Below are 17,332 nucleotides of genomic sequence, written 5' to 3' on the forward strand. Positions count from 1 at the left end.
TTCATGGTCGACATCAGCACATTGCAGGCCCGGGAACGCCAGCGCTTCATCCAGACCCACCCCGCCTCCATGGCCCAGGCCGCTGCCGCCCGCCAGCACTACCTGTTCGGCGTGCCCCTGCACTGGATGCGCGACTGGCCCAGCCCGGCCACGCTGGCCGTGGCGTGCGCCGAAGGCGTCACCCTCACCTGCGCCGACGGGCTGCAGTACACCGACTTCTGCCTGGGCGACACCGGCGCCATGTTCGGCCACAGCCCGCGCCCGCTGGCCGAGGCCATTGCACAGCAGGCGTCCCAGGGGCTGACCTGCATGCTGCCCTCCACCCGCGCCGTGGCGGTGGGCCAAGGGCTGCAGCGCGTGTTCGGTCTGCCGCAATGGCAGATGGCCCTGAGCGCCAGCGATGCCAACCGCTTCGTGCTGCGCTGGGCCCGGGGCGTGACGCGCCGGCCGGTGCTGCTGGTGTTCGATGGCTGCTACCACGGCGCCGTGGACGACACCCTGGTGGACAGGGACCCCACCACCGGCCGCACCCTGCCCCGCGCCTCGGTGCTGGGCCAGGTGCACAACCATGCCGAGTTCACCCGGGTGGTGCCCTTCAACGACCTGGCCGCGCTCGAAGCCGCCCTGGCGCCGGGCGATGTGGCCGCCCTGCTGGCCGAACCGGCCCTCACCAACTTCGGCCTGGTGCCGCCGGTGGACGGCTACTGGCCCGCCGTGCGTGATCTGTGCCGCCGCCACGGCACCCTGTTCGTGATGGACGAGACCCACACCGTCTCCACCGCCCTGGGCGGGTATGCACGGGAGCACCGGCTCGACCCCGACCTGCTGGTGGTGGGCAAGGCCGTGGCCGGTGGCCTGCCCTGCGCGGTGTACGGCTTCACCGACGACCTGGCGGAACGCATGACCCGAGCCAAGGAAGCCGCCCCCGACGGCCACAGCGGCATCGGCACCACGCTGGCCGGCAATGCCCTCACACTGGCAGCGCTCGATGCCGCGCTGACCCACCTGCACACCGAGGCCAACTACCGGCACATGCTGGACCTGGCGGAGCAGCTCGAAAAAGGCCTGGTGCAACGCATCCGCGCCGCCGGCCGGCCCTGGACCGTGACCCGCCTGGGCGCCCGCATGGAGCTGCAGTTCATGGACCACACGCCGCGCGATGCGCAGGACGTGCGCGACCATGCCCAGTCCGACCTGGAAGCCTTCACCCACCTGTTCATGCTCAACCGCGGCGTGCTGCTCACGCCCTTCCACAGCATGATGCTGGTGTCGCCGGCCACCACCGAAGCCGATGTGCAGAAGTTGCTGGGCGTGTTCGACGAGCTGCTGGCAGACCTGGCCTGATCAGCCCTGGGTGGGGTCCTGCGGTGGTTTCCAGCGCTTGAGCAACAGGGCGTTGGCCAGGACGCTGACCGAGCTCAGCGCCATGGCCGCACCGGCCACCACCGGGCTGAGGTAACCCAGTGCGGCCAGCGGAATGCCGGCCACGTTGTAGGCAAAGGCCCAGAACAGGTTCTGCCGGATCTTGCCCACGGTACGCCTGGAAATGTCCAGCGCCGCGGCCACCAGCAGCGGGTCGCCCCGCATCAGCGTGATGCCGGCGGCATGCATGGCCACATCGGAACTGGCGCCCTCACTGTGGCCCATGGCCATGCCCACATCGGCAGCGGCCAGGGCGGGTGCATCGTTCACACCATCGCCCACCATGGCCACAACATGCGGCTTGCCACCGCCCGGCGCTTCCCGAAGGCGCTGCACGATGGCGGCCTTGTCGCCGGGCAGCACCTCGGCCAGCACCTCACCGGCTTCGGGCTGCAGGCCCAGCCGGCGGGCCATGGCCTCGGCTGCACCCTGGTTGTCGCCCGACACCATGAACAGACGCATGCCCCGGCGCCGCAGTTCGGCCAGTGCCGGTGCCGACCCCGGCTTGGGCTCGTCACCAAAAGCCAGCACCGCCAGCACGCTCCAGCCGGCCACCGACCGGCTGGCCAGCACCGACACCGAATGACCGTCGGCCTGTGCTTTCGTGGCCACCTCGGCCAGCGGGCCGAGATCCACCTGGAGCTCCTCCATCCAGCGCAGGCTGCCCAGGGCCAGTTCGGTGCCCTGCACACGGCCCTGCGATCCCCTGCCGGTGACCGACTGCACCGCCTCGGCATCGCCCGTCTGCCAGGTCAGGCCCTGCTCCTGCGAGGCCCGCACCACCGCCTGGGCCAACGGATGCGCACTCTGCTCCTGCAGGCAGGCGGCCACGCGCAGCACCGACAGCTCGTCCACCCCTGCACGGGCCTCGATCAGCTGCAGCTTGGGTCGCCCCTGGGTCAGCGTGCCGGTCTTGTCGAAGGCCACGGTGTTCACGCGGTGGGCCACCTCCAGCGCCTGCACATCCTTGATGAGGATGCCGTGGCGGGCCGCCACACCGGTGCCGGCCATGATGGCGGCCGGCGTGGCCAGCCCCAGCGCACACGGGCACGCAATCACCAGCACCGCCACCGCGTGCAGCAGGGCTTCTTCCACCGCTGCACCGGTCCACAGCCAGCCCCCCAGGGTGATGAGCGCCAGCACCACCACCACCGGCACGAACACGGCGGCCACCCGGTCCACCAGGCGCTGCACCGGTGCCTTGCCGGCCTGCGCGTCCTGCACCAGACCGATGATGCGCGAGAGCACGCTCTGCGCCCCCACCGCCTTCACGCGCACCTCCACGGCGCCGTCGCCATTGAGCGATCCGCCCGTGACCGCATCGCCCGGTGCCTTGGCCACCGGCATGGCCTCGCCGGTGAGCATGGATTCGTCGGCCTGGGTCTGACCGCTCACCACCGTGCCGTCGGCTGCAAACCGTTCACCCGGCAAGACGCGGATCACGTCCCCAGGCAGCAGCTCGTCCACCGGCACATCGGTCAGGGCCTCGCGCTTCACGCCATCGGGCATCAGGTGGGCCACCTCGGGTCGCAAGGCGTGCAGGGCACGGATGGCTTCGGTGGTCTGGCGGCGTGCACGGGCTTCCAGCCATTTGCCCAGCAGCACCAGGGTGATGACCACGGCCGAACCCTCGTAGTACAGGTGCACCATCTCGCCCGGCCCGGCGCGCCACCACAACCAGGTGGACAGGGCCCAGCCCGCCGTGGTGCCGATGGCCACCAGCAGTTCCATGTTGCCGGTGCCGGCCTTCAACGCATGCCAGCCGGCCCGGTAAAAACGGGCACCGAGCCAGAACTGCACCGGCGTGGCCAGCGCGAACTGCGCCCAGGCCGGCAGCATCCAGTGGCGGCCGGCCAGATCGCCCACCATGGGCAGCACCAGGGGCAGCGACAGCAGCGCCCCCAGCAGCACCGGCCAGGCATCCTGCGGCAGGCCCAGCCAGCCGGTGGGGGGTGCATCGTCCATGGCCTGGGGACGGCGGGGCTCGTAACCGGCGTCACGCACCGCGCGGCTCAGGCGGGCCATGGCCTCGGTGGACGACAGGCCCTGCACCGTGACCCGGGCCGATTCGGTGGCCAGGTTGACCGAAGCCTCGCTCACCCCGGGCAGGCGGTTCAAGGCCTTCTCCACCCGGGTCACGCACGACGCGCAGGTCATGCCGCCGATGCCGATGTCCAGCGAACAGACCCCGGTTGCCGCCGGATCGGCAGGTTCCTGGGTGACGGGAGGGGTCAGGGTGTCGGTCCACGCGTTCATGACGCCAGCATAAGCCGCTGCATCGGACAATGCAGCCCTGGAACCGTTACAGGAGCTCACCATGGACCATGTGTTTCAAGTGCAGGGCATGACCTGCGGTCATTGCGAAAAAGCCGTGCAGCAGGCCATCCGCCAGGTCGATCCCCAGGCGCAGGTGCAGATCGACCGACCGCAAGGGCGGGTGGCGGTGCACAGCCAGGCCGATGCCGATGCGCTGAAAGCCGCGATCCGCGAAGAGGGCTACGCAGTCGCCTGACGGCTTCATCCCGTCACCTTTACCCGGCCGCAACCCGCCGGCCATGCGGGCTTCATGGCCGGTGACCAGACTGGCGTTCCCTTCACTCCACTGGAGAACGCCATGTCCCGTACCCCTGCCTTCCTGCGAACCACGGCCCTGGCGGCCGTCCTGGCCACCAGCAGCCTGATGGCCACCGCCCAGACCGCTGCGCCCCCTTCGCCGGCATCGTCCACCGCATCGCCCGCTGTTCAGGCCAGCCCGGCCGAGCGTCAGGCCCGCCAGGCCGAACACCACGCCCGCATGGCCGAGCGCCACCAGCAGCGCCTGGAGCAGCTCAAGACCCGCCTGCAGCTCACATCGGAACAGGAACCGGCCTGGCGGGCCTATGTGGCGCGCATGGCACCCCCGGATCACCGGGCCGAGGCTTCACGCGGTGAACGCCCCGACTTTGCCAGGCTCACCACCCCGCAACGCATCGAGCGCATGAAGGCCTGGCAGGACCAGCGCCAGGCGGCGCATGCCCAGCGCATGGAGGCCACCCTGTCGTTCTACCAGGCGCTCAACCCGCAGCAGCAGCAGGTGTTCGACCAGGCCACCGTGCCGGGCTTCATGCGCGCCGGCATGAAACACCGCCATGGCCACGATCGGCACGACCAAGTCCATCAGAAAGGCCCGCAAAGTTGATCTCTGTATTCTTTCTGTAGTCTTATTTCTTGAATTCGTAGTCGTAGTAGAGGGCGCTGGTCTGTGTGGACAAGCGCCCTTTTTCCTTGGGCCACAAGCACTTGGCGGGCCGACAACCCTGTGGGGAGGGCGGCCGGAGCTCCGCGGTGCATTGGGGATAACCAGCCGACTCATCCACATGATGTGGATAACCGGATACTTGTTGAAAACTTATTCACAGCTTTGTGCCGAACCCCGACACGGGCGGCGATTAAGATCACCGGCTTCGGCCCTGCCGGTTTCAACACTGTTCAATTTCTTCCATGTCACTGGCCCTCGCCGGCCAAGCGCCGGCCACGTTCGAGATCAAGAGCGCCCACCTGTCCCTGGTGGCCCTGCTGCTCAAATCCCCCGACCTGGAGCACCTCGCGGCCGAACTGGACCAGCGTTTCGGTGACATGCCCGGGTTCTTCGAGGGCGAGAACACCCTGATCGACCTGCAGCCGCTGCAGGCGGCCGCACCGGAAGCCGCCATCGATTTCGCGGCCCTGCTGCCCATCCTGCGCCGGCACCAGCTCCAGCCCCTGGCGGTGCGCGGCGGCAGCGAGGCCCAGATGGCCCAGGCCCTGGCGGCCGGCCTGGTGGCCGCGCCGGATGCGGTCATGCCCCGCACGCCGGCACCCGCTGCGGTGCCCGCTACCGCCACACCGGCCCCGACCTCATCGCCCGCTCCCGAACCGGTGCTCCCACCGCCCGGCGCCCTGGTCATTGACCGCCCGCTGCGTTCGGGCCAGCAGGTGTATGCGCGGGGCCGCGACCTGGTGGTCATGGCCATGGTCAACCCGGGGGCTGAGGTCATTGCCGACGGCCACATCCATGTGTACGCGCCGCTGCGCGGCAAGGCCATTGCCGGTGCGCGCGGCATGGGCGATGCCCGCATCTTTGCCCTGACCATGGCGCCCGAACTCATCTCGATCGCCGGCATTTACCGCACCAGCGAAGTGCCCCTGCCGGACACCATCCACAACCGCCCGGCCCAGATCCGGCTGGACGCCGGCCCCGACGGCGACCGTCTGGTCATCGAAGCGCTGGCCGCCTGACCCCTTTTTTCCGACCCCCTGAGGACATTTCCGCATGACCAAGATCGTTGTCGTCACTTCCGGCAAAGGCGGCGTGGGCAAGACCACGACCAGCGCCAGCTTTGCCGCCGGCCTGGCCCTGCGCGGCCACAAGACCGCCGTCATCGATTTCGATGTGGGCCTGCGCAACCTCGACCTGATCATGGGCTGCGAGCGCCGCGTGGTCTATGACCTGATCAATGTGATCCATGGCGAGGCCAACCTGAACCAGGCCCTGATCAAGGACAAGCAGTGCGACAACCTGTTCATCCTGGCCGCCAGCCAGACCCGCGACAAGGATGCGCTCACCCAGGACGGCGTGAAGAAGGTGCTCGATGACCTGTCTGCCATGGGCTTCGAGTACATCGTGTGCGATTCGCCGGCCGGCATCGAGACCGGCGCGCTGATGGCCATGCACTACGCCGACGAAGCCCTGGTGGTGACCAACCCCGAGGTCTCCAGCGTGCGCGACTCCGACCGCATCCTGGGCATGCTGGGCAGCAAGACCCAACGCGCCATCGAGGGCAAGGAACCCATCAAGGAACACCTGCTCATCACCCGCTACAACCCGGGCCGCGTGGCCGACGGGCAGATGCTCAGCCTGGAAGACATCCAGGACATCCTGCGCATCCAGCTCATCGGCGTCATCCCGGAGAGCGAAAACGTGCTGACCGCCTCCAACCAGGGCACACCCGCGATCCACCTCAAGGGCACCGACGTGGCCGAGGCCTATGGTGACGTGATCGATCGATTCCTGGGCCAGGACAAGCCCCTGCGCTTCGTGGAGGCCGAGAAAGTCGGTTTCTTCAAGCGCCTGTTCGGGGGGAAATGACGCATGTCGTTCCTGTCCTTCCTTCTGGGCGAGAAGAAAAAGACCGCCAGCGTCGCCAAGGAGCGGCTGCAGATCATCCTGGCGCACGAGCGCAGCGGCCGCAGCGCTGCCGAGCCCGACTACCTGCCCGCCCTGCAGCGGGAGCTGGTGGCCGTCATCGGCAAATACATCAAGATCAACCCGGACGACATCAAGGTGCAGCTGGAGCGCCAGGACAACCTGGATGTGCTGGAGGTCAAGATCGAACTGCCGGAGCGGCCCTGAGCGCCGCCCGGGCTTGTATCAACGCCGGTGATGCCCGGCGTGTTACATTAGCCACTTGCCTTGGACGACTCTCGGCCACCGCGCCCGTGCCCCTGTGCATCGGCGCCGCAGGCCGCACCGGCACCTCGCCGGTCCCTGCCCCGCAGTCGTGCCCCATCAAGGCAAGCCATACGGTCTTCTCGCGGCCACGTGGCACCACCTGCCGGACCGGTCGACCCACGCGTCGTGCACCGGTCCGTCGGACCCCGGCTCTGGGGCTGCCACCTGAACCCGACGGGCGCGTCCCGCTGGCCGGCACCGACCGGCCACCACGCCCTGGAAGACCTTTGCGAATGAACGATTTCTCCCTGGCAGCGCCCTCGAGCGTGCTGCCCCTGACCCTGGGACGCTACCGGATTGCCGGCACGTCCCGCCCCCTGCCCGGCGGCCGATTTGCGGCGCTGCTGAGCATTGCCAGCGGACGCGGCAGCGCGTCCACCGGGCGTCTGGTGCGGTTCGACACCGCGTTCGAGACGCCCCATGCCGCCGAGCGCTATGCCATCGAGCAGGGCCGCGACTGGGTGCAGGCCGCCGGCCTGCGCCAGGCCCTGCCGTATTGAAGAACCACGATCGAAAGGAGCCACACCATGGCCAAGGAAGAACTGATCGACATGATGGGCATCGTCAACGAGGTGCTGCCCGACACCCGTTTCCGCGTGACCCTGGACAACGGCCACCAGCTGATTGCCTATTCCGCCGGCAAGATGAAGAAGAACCACATCCGCATCCTGGCGGGTGACCGTGTGTCCCTCGAACTCTCGCCCTACGACCTGACCAAGGGCCGCATCAATTTCCGCCACATCGAGGGCCGCGCCCCGATGGCGCCGCGCAAGCCCCGCTGATCAGCCCCGGCGCTGGCGCACGGCCTGCGCCAGCCGCTCCAGCACCGGCACCGTCTGCTCCCAGGCGATGCAGGCATCGGTCACGCTCACGCCATGCCGCAGGGGCTGACCGGGCACGATGTCCTGCCGGCCCTCGTTCAGGTGGCTCTCGATCATGAGGCCGGTGATGCGGGCGTCGCCCGCCGCAATCTGGTCCGCCACCTCGCCGGCCACCAGCACCTGCCGCGCATGCTGCTTGCTGCTGTTGGCGTGCGACACATCGATCATCACCTGCTCGCGCAGCCCGCTGCTGCGCAGCAGCGCGCAGGCCGCGTCCACGTCGGCCGCGCTGTAGTTGGGCCTTGACCCGCCGCGCAGGATGACATGGGTGTCCTGGTTGCCGCGGGTCTCGAAGATGGCGGCCTGCCCCATCTTGGTCATGCCCATGAAGGCGTGTTCGGCCCGCGCGGCCAGCAGCGCATCGGCCGCCACCTTCACCCCGCCGTCAGTCCCGTTCTTGAAACCCACCGGGCAGCTCAGGCCGCTGGCCAGCTGGCGGTGGCTCTGGCTTTCGGTGGTGCGCGCACCGATGGCCGCCCAGCTCACCAGATCGCTGGTGAACTGCGGGCTCAGCAGATCCAGGAACTCGGTGCCCGCCGGCAGGCCCAGGGACACCACGTCCAGCAGCAGCTGGCGCGCCATGCGCAGGCCTTCGTTGATGGCGAAGCTGCCGTCCAGGTGCGGGTCGTTGATGTAGCCCTTCCAGCCCACGGTGGTGCGCGGCTTCTCGAAGTACACCCGCATCACCGGGATCAGCGCGTCCTGCAGGCGCGGCACCTCGGCCCGCAGCCGCCGCGCGTACTCCATGGCCTGGTCATGGTCGTGGATGGAGCACGGCCCCACCACCACGATCAGGCGGTCGTCGCGGCCGTGCAGCACATCGGCAATGGCCCGCCGGCTCGCCTCCACCGTGGCCTGCACCGCGTCGGTGGCGGGCAGGCTCTCTTCCAGCAGGGCCGGGATGATCAGGGGGCGCACCGCGCGGATGCGCAGGTCGTCGATGCGGGTGGTGTCGTGGGTGCCGGCGGTGGCGAGCGCAGAAGCAGACATGGCAGGGATCGGGGGGCGTGGGATGGTGGAACGGCGCGGCATCAGGCCGCTGCGGGTGTGGTCCGCTGTGCCAGCGATTGCAGCACACGCGGCAGCTGGGCTTTCTGACAGCGTTGCAGGGTCTGCAGCAGGGCGTGGTCGGGCTCGGGCAGGTGGTGGCGGTGCATCAGGTCGTGGCGCAGCCGGGCCAGCAGCTCGGCCGTGACCTCGGCGTCGGCCAGGGCCCGGTGGGCGCGGCCGTTGCGCGGCAGGCCCAGCCAGTCGGCCAGCACGCCCAGCTTGTGGGCCGGGGCATCCGGGTAGAGCCGGCGCGACAGCAGCACGGTGCAGGCAAACGGGTGCGGTGCGGCCACGCCGGCGTGGGCCAGCTCGCTGCGCCAGAAGCGCTGGTCGAAGCCGGCGTTGTGGGCCACCAGCGGGGCCGTGCCCACGAAACGGGCGGCCTCGCGCATCACCTCGGCCGCCGGCGGCGCGGCGCGCACCATGGCATTGGTGATGCCGGTGAGCTGGCTCACGAAGCTGTTGACCGGCACGCCGGCGTTCATGAGGCTCTGGAAACGGTCGACCACGCGGCCGCGCTCGGTGAGCACGATGGCCACCTCGGTGGCCCGGTCGCCACCGGCGCTGGAGATGCCGGTGGTCTCGAAGTCGATGACGCCGATCAGGGATGCAGACATCCGGCGGTTGTAACCGATGCCGGCGCGCCGGCCGTCGTCCGGTTCAGGGCGTGGCCGGCGGTGCCGGCGCTGCCAGCCCGGACGCGACCGCCGATTCGGCCGAGGTGGCGACGGGTTGCCAGCTGCGCCGGCCCAGGGCCTGCTGCACAAAGTCTTCCGGCACACCGCGCTGGCGGTAGAAGTCGGCCACCACCGGCGCCAGCGACGGCAGCAGGCCACCAAAGCCCAGCCCCGCCTCGCGCGCGATCAGACGCTTTTCGCCGGCCACGAACACCAAGGTGCAGGCGGCTTCGCAGGCCACGCGGGCTTCGGTGTTGAGGGCGTGCTGCAGCGCCAGTTGCGCCATGCCGTGGCCTTCGGTCACCAGTCCGCCGGGGCTGTGGATCTCCAGCCGCTGAACCTGGGGGTGTGCGTCGAGCGCAGCGCGCAGCGCCTGGGTGCTGCCCATGCCCAGGACGCCGCTGATGCGCAGCCCACGCACCTGGCCATCGGCGTCGGACAGAGGCACGACCACGGCGGCACCCTCGCCGCGCACCGTGGTGGACCACCAGGCCTGCAGCAGTCCGCCCAGGCCCAGCAAGGCCGCCAGCGCCAGCACCGGTGCGCCGCCCAGGCCCAGCAGCAGGGGTGTCCAGGCGGTGCGGCCGTCGGCGTCATCGGCGTGCCGACTGGCGCTGCGGATGCTGCCGGTGACCCAGGCGCCGCACCACACGGTGCACCACAGGCCGGTGAGGGCGGCCAGCCACAGCCACAAGCTGTAGGTGCCATCCACGGCCCAGGTCTGCAGGGCGAGCAGCCGCGAGGCCAGCAGTCCGGCCAGGCCGATCACTGCGCCGGTGAGTGCCGTGCGCCAGGGCGACCACCGGCCCTGGGCAATGAACCACCAGCGCGGGTCGAGGCCGGACGCCCACCACGGCGGCAGCACCGGACGCCCCGGCAGCGGGGCCGATGCGTGACGGCGCCGAGCCGGGTGCAGCACGTTGGCCTGCAGCCAGGCCATGAGTTTGAGCGTGCCCGGGTTGCGGGCCTTGCGGGTCAGCGGCTCCAGCGCATCAGTGTCGATGTAGGGCTCGTGGCTGGCGTCGGCCAGCGCCAGTTGCGTGGGCAGTCGGCGCAGCATCTCGGCGTCGGACGGCAGGCCGGGCATCCAGTGCCGCAGGTCGCGCAGGCGCAACCAGAGCCTGCCCTGGCCGTCCTCGGCCAGGTGCAGGTTGTGGTGGGCGTGGCGCTGGGTCCACAGCCGCACCACGTCGATGCGGGGCGGTCGCGGCATGGGGCTGCAGTGTGCCAGCCCCGGCCGGACTCAGCTCACCTTGCCCAGCGCGCGCAGCACCTTCTGCGGCGTGACGGGCTGCGAGAACACGTGCGCGTCGAAGGGTGCGATGGCGTCGTTGATGGCGTTCATCACCGCCGCCGGCGCACCGGCCGTACCGGCTTCCCCCGCGCCCTTGGCGCCCAGCTTCGAGCTGGCGGTGGGCGTCTGCACGTGGGCCACCTCGATGTCGGGCATCTCGCCCGACATGGGCACCAAGTAGTCGGCCATGCTGGCGTTGACCATCAGGCCCTGGTCGTCATAGAGGCATTCCTCGAACAGCGCACCGCCGATGCCCTGCACGATGGCGCCGCGCATCTGCTCGTCCACCAGCATGGGGTTGAGCACGCGGCCGCAGTCCTCCACCGCCCAGTGCTTGAGCAGCTTCACGAAGCCGGTGTCGGGGTCGACCTCGACATACGAGGCCTGCACGCCGTTGGTGAAGATGAAGGGGTAGTCGCGCTGGGCGTAGTGGCGGGTGACCATCAGCTCGGGCGTGAAGTCGGCCGGCAGCGTGTCGGAGCGGAAGTAGGCGATGCGCCCCAGCTCGGCCAGCGGCAGCAGTTCTTCGCCGGTGGACGCGTCCACGATGCGGCCGCGCCGCACGGCCAGGGTGCTGCCCTCGCGCTTGAGAATGACGGCCGCCACCTTGATGATGTTCTCGCGTAGGGCCTGGCCGGCCAGCAGCACGGCTTCGCCGCCCACACCGGCACCGCGCGAGGCCCAGGTGCCGCCGCCGTACGGCGTGGTGTCGGTGTCGCCGGTGACGATCTTGACCTTGTGGATGTCCACGCCCACCGCGTCGGCCGCGATCTGGCGGTAGATGCCCTCGGTGCCCTGGCCCTGCTCGCCCACGCCCACCAGCACGGTCACGTCGCCTTCGGGGTCCAGGCGCGCGGTGGCGCCGTCCTGCGAGGCGATGCGCGCACCGCCCACGCCGTAGAACGCGGCGCTGGGGTTGGTGAGCTCGATCACGGTGGCAAAGCCGATGCCGCGGTAGATGCCCTGCTTGCGCAGCGCGGCCTGCTCGGCGCGCAGCGCGTCGTAGTTCATGAGCTCGCGCAGCTTCTTCAGGCTGGCCTGGTGCGACAGGATCTCCAGCTTGATGCCCGAGGCGCCGGCCGTGGGGTAGGCGTCGTCCGGGATCACGTTGAGCTCACGGATCTGCAGCGGGTCCATGCCGATCTTCTGTGCCGCCAGATCCACCAGCGCCTCGGTCACGGCGCAGGCGATCGGGTGGCCCACGCCACGGTACTGGCAGGTCGGCGTCTTGTTCTGGAACACCACATTGAGCTTGGCCCGGTAGTGCTTGTGCTTGTACGGGCCGCCCACCAGGTTGACCACCTGGTTGCCTTCGATGGCGCTGGTGCGCGGGAACATCGAATACGGGCCGATGCCGGTGAGGTCGACCATGTCGAAGCCCAGGATCTCGCCGGTCTTGTTGACGGCAATCCGGGCCTTGACCTCGTGGTGGCGGGCGTGGATGTCGCTGGTGAAGCTCTCCAGCCGGTCGGCCACGAACTTCACCGGGCGGCCCAGCAGGATGGACAGGGCCACGGTGGCGAAGTCGTCCGGGTAGGCGTGCACCTTGATGCCGAAGGAGCCGCCCACGTCCTTGCAGATCACGCGGATGGCGCTGGCCGGCAGATCGAACTGGCGGCCATAGAGGTCCTGCATCATGTGCGGGGCCTGGAACGAGTGGTAGACCGTCAGGCGCTGCTCGGCCGGGTTCCAGTGCGCGATCTGGGCGCGCGGCTCCAGCGTCACGCCGGTGTGGCGGCCAAATTCGAAGTCGATCTCGGCCACGGCGTCGGCCTCAGCGAACACGCGGTCCACCTCGCCCACGTCCAGGCTGCGGGTGAAGCACAGGTTGTCGCCCAGCTCGGGGTGGATCAGGGGTGTGGACGGGTCGAGCGCGGTCGACATCTCAGTGGCGGCGGGCAGTTCGTCCCAGTCCACCGTGATCAGGGCCAGCGCGTCCTCGGCCTGGGCGCGGGTCTCGGCCACCACGGCCACCACCGGCTCGCCCTGCCAGCAGGCACGGTCCACCGCCAGCGGGTACTGCGGCGCCGACTTCATGCCGGCCAGGTGGCCCAGCACGGCCACCCAGGGCTTGCAGACCTTGGCCAGGTCGTGGCCGTCGGCCACCATCAGCACGCCGGGCATGGCGCGCGCAGCGTCGGCATGGATTTTTTTGATGCGCATGTGCGCCACCGGGCTGCGCCAGAAGGCCACATGGGCCATGCGGGGCAGTTCGATGTCGTCGATGTACTGACCCAGGCCCTGGGTCAGGCGCTCGATGCCGCCGCGCGGCACGGTCGCGCCGATGTAGCGCGGGTCTTCGGTCACCGGGGTCAGCGGACGGGGCTGCTCGACGCCCGGCTCCAGGTTCAGGATGTCGCGTTTCATGCCTTGGCCTCCTGGCGTTGTTGCAGCCGTTGCTCCAGTACTTCGCAGATGGCGTCCACGATGGCGTGGTAGCCGGTGCAGCGGCAGTAGTTGCCGGAAATGAATTCACGCACCTCGGCGCGGGTGGCGTGGGGCTGGGTCTCGACCAGCTCCTTGGCCGCCATCAGCATGCCCGAGGTGCAGAAGCCGCACTGCAGCGCGTTGCGGCGCACGAAGGCCTGCTGCAGGTCGCGGATGACGCCGCTGCGGCTCGCACCTTCGATGGTCTGCACCTCGCCGCCGTCGGCCTGCACCGCCAGGGTGAGGCAGCCGCGCACGATGTGGCCGTTGAGCTCGACGGTGCAGGCGCCGCAGACGCCGTGCTCGCAGCCCAGGTGGCTGCCCTTGAGGCCGAGGTCTTCGCGCAGGAAGTCCACCAGGTGGGTGCGGGGCTGCACGCTGCACTGGCGGCGTTCACCGTTGACGGTGACGTGGATGGTGTGGAGGTCTGCCATGGTCGGGTCCTTGTGGTCTCAGGCGGTGGCGCCGGTGAACAGGCGCTGCAGCAGCACACCGGCGAGGTGGCGCTTGGTCTCGGGGCTGTTGGTCAGGTCGGGCAGCGGGTCGATGGAGTCCCGCAGGGCCTGCACCGCCTGCGCGATGCGCCCGGCATCCGGTGCCTGGCCTTCCAGCACCGACTCGGCCGCGGCGGCGCGCAGCGGCGTGGCGTCCACTCCCAGCAGCACCACGCGCACCTTGCGCAGCACGCCACCCTGGCGGCTGGCGGTGGCGGCCATGCCCACGATGGCGTAGTCGCCGTGGCGGCGCGCCAGTTCCTGGAAGGCAAACCAGTGGTCGGCGCCGGCCAGCGGGATCTCGCTGGCCACCAGCACCTCGTCGGGCTCCAGCGCGGTGGCGTACAGGCCCTGGAAGAAGCCGTCGGCCGCGATGCGGCGTTCGCCGTTCGGGCCTTGTGCGATCACGGTGCCGCCCAGCGCCAGCAGGCAGGTCGGCCATTCGGCCGCCGGGTCGGCATAGGCGATCGACCCGCCCCAGGTGCCGCTGTTGCGGATGGCGCGGTGGGCGATGTGCGGCGCGGCGGCTTTCAGCAGCGGGGCGTGCTGGGCCACCAGCGGGCTGTGCTCGATCTCGGTGTGGGTGGCCAGCGCGCCGATGCGCAGCACGTTGCCCTGCACGCGGATGCCCCGCAGGGCCTCGATGCCGGTGATGTCGATCACCAGGCGCGGCTCGGACAGGCGCATGTTGAGCGTGGCCATGAGGGTCTGGCCACCGGCCAGCAGGCGGGCGTCGTCGCCGTGTTCCTGCAGCAGGGACAGCACCTGGTCCAGGGACCGGGGTTTGACGTAATCGAAGGCAGCGGCTTTCATGGTGCGGTCCTCAGGAGGTCAACAGGGAAGCGATCCACACGCCGAAGCCGGTGGACAGGGCACCCAGGGCGAACCACAGCACGCGCAGGCTCTCCGGCGCGGGGGCGGGTGCCGGGGCGGCGGGGCGGGTGGCCACGGTGGGGGTGAAGGCAGGCGCGGGGGTTGGCGCGGGCGCAGCGGTCACCGATGCGGCAACCGGTGCCGGGGCGGGTGTGGCTGCCGTGGCGGGTGCGTCGGGCGCAGCCTCGGCCGGTGCCGGCACCGCAGCGGCCGGCGCCTCGGGAGCTGCCGCTTCTGCCGGCGCAGCCACGATGCCGTTGAAGGCGGTGAAGAACTGGTCGGCCATCTGCTTGGCGGCGGCGTCGATCATGCGGCCGCCCACCTGGCCGAGCTTGCCGCCCACCGAGGCCTGGGTGGTGTAGCTCAGACGCGTGCCGCCGGCCTCGTCGGTCAGCGACACATTGCTGTGCCCCTTGGCCATGCCGGCCGCGCCACCCGAACCTTCGAAGTTCAGGGTGCAGCCTTCGTTCTCGCGCACATCGGCCATGCGGATGTGACCCACGAAGCGCGCCCGCACCGGACCCACCTTCACGGCCACACGTGCCGTGCGCTCGGTCGGGCTGGTGGCCTCCATGGCCTCGCAGCCCGGGATGCAGCGCACCAGCACCTCGGGGTCGTTGAGTCCTGCCCACACCTTTTCACGCGGTGCGGCGATCAGGATGTCTCCTGTCAATTCCATGTTGTCGATCCTCGGGTTTTCACGGGTGTTTTTGTTTACCAGGCGGTTAACAATGGTACGAATCATTGACCCGTCGGTAAATAGCGTGCGCATCCAGACAAACCCTGAGCCGGTCGCGGAAGCCGAGTCCCTGCCCCCGGAGGCCGCTCCGGCGCGCCGGCGCATGGGCGTGGCCGAGCGCGAACGCCAGATCCTGGACGGCGCCATCGCCTTCTTTGCCGAGCACGGCTTCGACGGCCAGCTGCGCGATCTGGCGCGCAGCATCGGCGTGACCCATGCCCTGCTCTACCACTACTTCCCCACCAAGCAGGCGCTGGTGGACCGGGTGTACCTGGAGGTGTTCGAGGGCCGCTGGCGCGCCGAATGGGACGACCTGCTGGACAACCCCGGCATCAGCGTGGAAGACAAGCTCACCGCCTTCTATGCCGAGTACGTCAACATCACGCTGTCCAAGGAGTTCGTGCGCATCCTGGTGTTCTCGGGCCTGACCGACCACACCATCACCGACCGTTTCTTTGCCATGCTGCGCGTGCGCCTGTTCCCGCGCCTGATCCGCGAGACCCGCCGCTTTCGCGGCCTGGTCAGCCGGGCCCGGCCGAGCGAGCGCGAGATGGAGCTGCTCATGGGACTGCACGGCGGCTTCTTCTACATCACCATGCGCCGCTGGATTTATGCGCAGGACGTCTACAGCGAGGCCCAGCACGAGGGCTACGACGAAGCCCTGGTGCGCGACCGGGTGCGTGCCTACCTGCTGGCCAGCCGCGAGCTGTTTGCCACCGATGCGGTCAAGCCGGCGCCAGCCCGAAAGGCCGCCGCCCGCCGACGATGAGTTCGAAAAGGCCGGTGCAGGGACACCGGCGTCATGCCAACCCGGCTGAACCCACCAGCCACGACATCCACCGAGGAGACAACATGAAATTCACGAAATTCGCCATGGCCAGCCTGGTCGCGCTCGGGGCCACGGTCGCAGCCGGTTCGGCCTTCGCGCAGCAGCGCGTCACGGTCAACATCGGCTCCAGCCACCCCACGACCAACATCTGGGCCTACGCCATGAAGGAGACCTTCCAGCCCGAGGTCGACCGCATCCTCAAGGAAGGCGGCGGCAAGTTCGAGGTGCGCTGGCGCGAGAACTACGGCGGCACGCTCTACAAGTTCACCGACACCCGCGCCGCCGTGCGCGACGGCATCGTGGACGTGGGCATGGTCGGCACCGTGTGGGAGAACTCCGCCATGCCGCTGCAGAACGTGACCTACTTCACCCCGTTCGCCACCACCAACCACGAGCAGCTGATCGAGATCTTCGACAAGCTCAACGCCACCGTGCCGGCCCTGCGCGACAGCTGGGCCGCCCAGAACATGGTGCCGCTGTCCTCGCTGATCACCGACAGCTACGACATCTACGCCAACTTCCCCGTGACCAACATGGATGCGCTCAAGAACAAGCGCATCAACGCCCCGGGCACCTCGGCCAACTGGCTGCGTGACACCGGCGCCACCCCGGTGGACGGAGCCCTCACCACCTACTACACCAATATCCAGACCGGCGTGACCCAGGGCGCACTGTCGTTCGCCAGCGGCATCGGCCCGGCCCGCGTGTACGAAGTGGCCAAGCACCTGACCCGCATCGACATCGGCGCCATGTACTTCGGCAGCGTGGCGGTGAACAAGAAGTTCTTCGACAAGCTGCCCAAGGAAGTGCAGGACGCCATGGTCCAGGCCGGCAAGGCCACCTCCAAGGCCCACGGCCAGCACGTCACCAAGACCGCCAACGCCGCGCTCGAGACCATGAAGGCCGCCGGCCTGCAGATCACCGACCTGCCCGCCGCCGAGAAGACCAAGTGGGTCAACAGCCTGCCCAACATCGTGGCCCCCTGGCTGCAGACCACCGGCGATGCCGGCAAGCAGGTGCTCAAGGCCTACTTCGACGAGCTGCGTGCCCGTGGCGTGAAGCCGCTGCGCGACTGGGAAGCCCAGAACCGCTGATCCACCGACCCATCACAACGATTTTCAGGGACCCCCCCCCGCCGACCGGCCCGCGCGCCGGCGGCGGTTTTTTTGACCCCAC

At 69.5% G+C, this 17,332-nt stretch carries 18 protein-coding genes; 10 read left to right on the forward strand and 8 right to left on the reverse strand.

What is annotated here, in order from left to right; all coding sequences use genetic code 11:
* The first annotated feature begins 3 nt into the window (after positions 1 to 3).
* Entirely contained in the window at positions 4 to 1,344 is a 1,341-nt protein-coding gene (locus WD026_RS12145; protein ID WP_425723919.1) for a transaminase, read from the forward strand.
* Here the strand turns inward: WD026_RS12145 and WD026_RS12150 are convergent, their stop codons facing one another.
* Entirely contained in the window at positions 1,345 to 3,678 is a 2,334-nt protein-coding gene (locus WD026_RS12150) for a heavy metal translocating P-type ATPase (RefSeq protein ID WP_425723920.1), read from the reverse strand.
* Positions 3,679 to 3,739: 61 nt separating this feature from the next.
* Here WD026_RS12150 and WD026_RS12155 point away from each other — a divergent pair, with 61 nt between their 5' ends.
* The 7 genes from WD026_RS12155 (at position 3,740) to infA (ending at position 7,674) form a co-directional block, all read left to right on the forward strand.
* A complete protein-coding gene (locus WD026_RS12155) occupies positions 3,740 to 3,934 on the forward strand; it encodes a heavy-metal-associated domain-containing protein (protein ID WP_425723921.1) in 195 nt (64 codons plus the stop codon).
* Between the two features lie 102 nt (positions 3,935 to 4,036).
* Entirely contained in the window at positions 4,037 to 4,600 is a 564-nt protein-coding gene (locus WD026_RS12160; protein ID WP_425723922.1) for a Spy/CpxP family protein refolding chaperone, read from the forward strand.
* 302 nt (positions 4,601 to 4,902) lie between these two features.
* The gene (minC, locus tag WD026_RS12165) at positions 4,903 to 5,679 is read left to right on the forward strand and encodes a septum site-determining protein MinC (protein ID WP_425723923.1); all 777 of its coding nucleotides are present in this window, start codon (positions 4,903 to 4,905) and stop codon (positions 5,677 to 5,679) included.
* 34 nt (positions 5,680 to 5,713) lie between these two features.
* A complete protein-coding gene (gene minD / locus WD026_RS12170; RefSeq protein ID WP_425723924.1) occupies positions 5,714 to 6,529 on the forward strand; it encodes a septum site-determining protein MinD in 816 nt (271 codons plus the stop codon).
* A 3-nt stretch (positions 6,530 to 6,532) separates the two neighbouring features.
* Entirely contained in the window at positions 6,533 to 6,793 is a 261-nt protein-coding gene (gene minE / locus WD026_RS12175; protein WP_425723925.1) for a cell division topological specificity factor MinE, read from the forward strand.
* A 332-nt stretch (positions 6,794 to 7,125) separates the two neighbouring features.
* Positions 7,126 to 7,392 carry a hypothetical protein gene (locus WD026_RS12180; RefSeq protein WP_425723926.1) on the forward strand — a complete coding sequence of 89 codons (267 nt, stop codon included), beginning with the start codon at positions 7,126 to 7,128 and terminating at the stop codon, positions 7,390 to 7,392.
* Between the two features lie 27 nt (positions 7,393 to 7,419).
* On the forward strand, positions 7,420 to 7,674 hold the full coding sequence (gene infA / locus WD026_RS12185; protein WP_086121792.1) for a translation initiation factor IF-1: 255 nt from the start codon (positions 7,420 to 7,422) through the stop codon (positions 7,672 to 7,674).
* Here infA and WD026_RS12190 read toward each other — a convergent pair whose 3' ends face one another.
* Genes WD026_RS12190 through WD026_RS12220 form a run of 7 tightly spaced genes read right to left on the reverse strand, consistent with a single transcriptional unit; the run spans position 7,675 to position 15,267 of the window.
* Positions 7,675 to 8,763: a 3-deoxy-7-phosphoheptulonate synthase gene (locus WD026_RS12190; RefSeq protein ID WP_425723927.1), complete on the reverse strand. Its 1,089-nt coding sequence runs from the start codon at positions 8,761 to 8,763 to the stop codon at positions 7,675 to 7,677.
* A 41-nt stretch (positions 8,764 to 8,804) separates the two neighbouring features.
* Positions 8,805 to 9,440, reverse strand: a complete 636-nt coding sequence (locus WD026_RS12195; protein ID WP_425723928.1) for a 3'-5' exonuclease — start codon at positions 9,438 to 9,440, stop codon at positions 8,805 to 8,807.
* 43 nt (positions 9,441 to 9,483) lie between these two features.
* Positions 9,484 to 10,713, reverse strand: a complete 1,230-nt coding sequence (locus WD026_RS12200; protein WP_425723929.1) for a hypothetical protein — start codon at positions 10,711 to 10,713, stop codon at positions 9,484 to 9,486.
* Between the two features lie 30 nt (positions 10,714 to 10,743).
* Positions 10,744 to 13,161 carry a xanthine dehydrogenase family protein molybdopterin-binding subunit gene (locus WD026_RS12205; RefSeq protein ID WP_425723930.1) on the reverse strand — a complete coding sequence of 806 codons (2,418 nt, stop codon included), beginning with the start codon at positions 13,159 to 13,161 and terminating at the stop codon, positions 10,744 to 10,746.
* A complete protein-coding gene (locus WD026_RS12210; RefSeq protein WP_425723931.1) occupies positions 13,158 to 13,655 on the reverse strand; it encodes a (2Fe-2S)-binding protein in 498 nt (165 codons plus the stop codon). Before WD026_RS12210 ends, WD026_RS12205 begins: the two co-directional genes overlap by 4 nt.
* Before the next feature lie 18 nt (positions 13,656 to 13,673).
* The gene (locus tag WD026_RS12215; protein ID WP_425723932.1) at positions 13,674 to 14,528 is read right to left on the reverse strand and encodes an FAD binding domain-containing protein; all 855 of its coding nucleotides are present in this window, start codon (positions 14,526 to 14,528) and stop codon (positions 13,674 to 13,676) included.
* Between the two features lie 10 nt (positions 14,529 to 14,538).
* Complete coding sequence (locus WD026_RS12220) at positions 14,539 to 15,267, reverse strand: CoxG family protein (protein WP_425723933.1); 729 nt, start codon at positions 15,265 to 15,267, stop codon at positions 14,539 to 14,541.
* An 85-nt stretch (positions 15,268 to 15,352) separates the two neighbouring features.
* On the opposite strand from WD026_RS12220, the gene WD026_RS12225 reads away from it, so the two are divergent.
* A complete protein-coding gene (locus WD026_RS12225) occupies positions 15,353 to 16,096 on the forward strand; it encodes a TetR/AcrR family transcriptional regulator (RefSeq protein ID WP_425723934.1) in 744 nt (247 codons plus the stop codon).
* Positions 16,097 to 16,179: 83 nt separating this feature from the next.
* On the forward strand, positions 16,180 to 17,250 hold the full coding sequence (locus tag WD026_RS12230; RefSeq protein ID WP_425723935.1) for a C4-dicarboxylate TRAP transporter substrate-binding protein: 1,071 nt from the start codon (positions 16,180 to 16,182) through the stop codon (positions 17,248 to 17,250).
* The last annotated feature ends 82 nt before the right edge of the window (positions 17,251 to 17,332 follow it).

Source organism: Hydrogenophaga sp. R2, from assembly GCF_049843595.1.
Taxonomy (GTDB): Bacteria; Pseudomonadota; Gammaproteobacteria; order Burkholderiales; family Burkholderiaceae_C; genus Hydrogenophaga.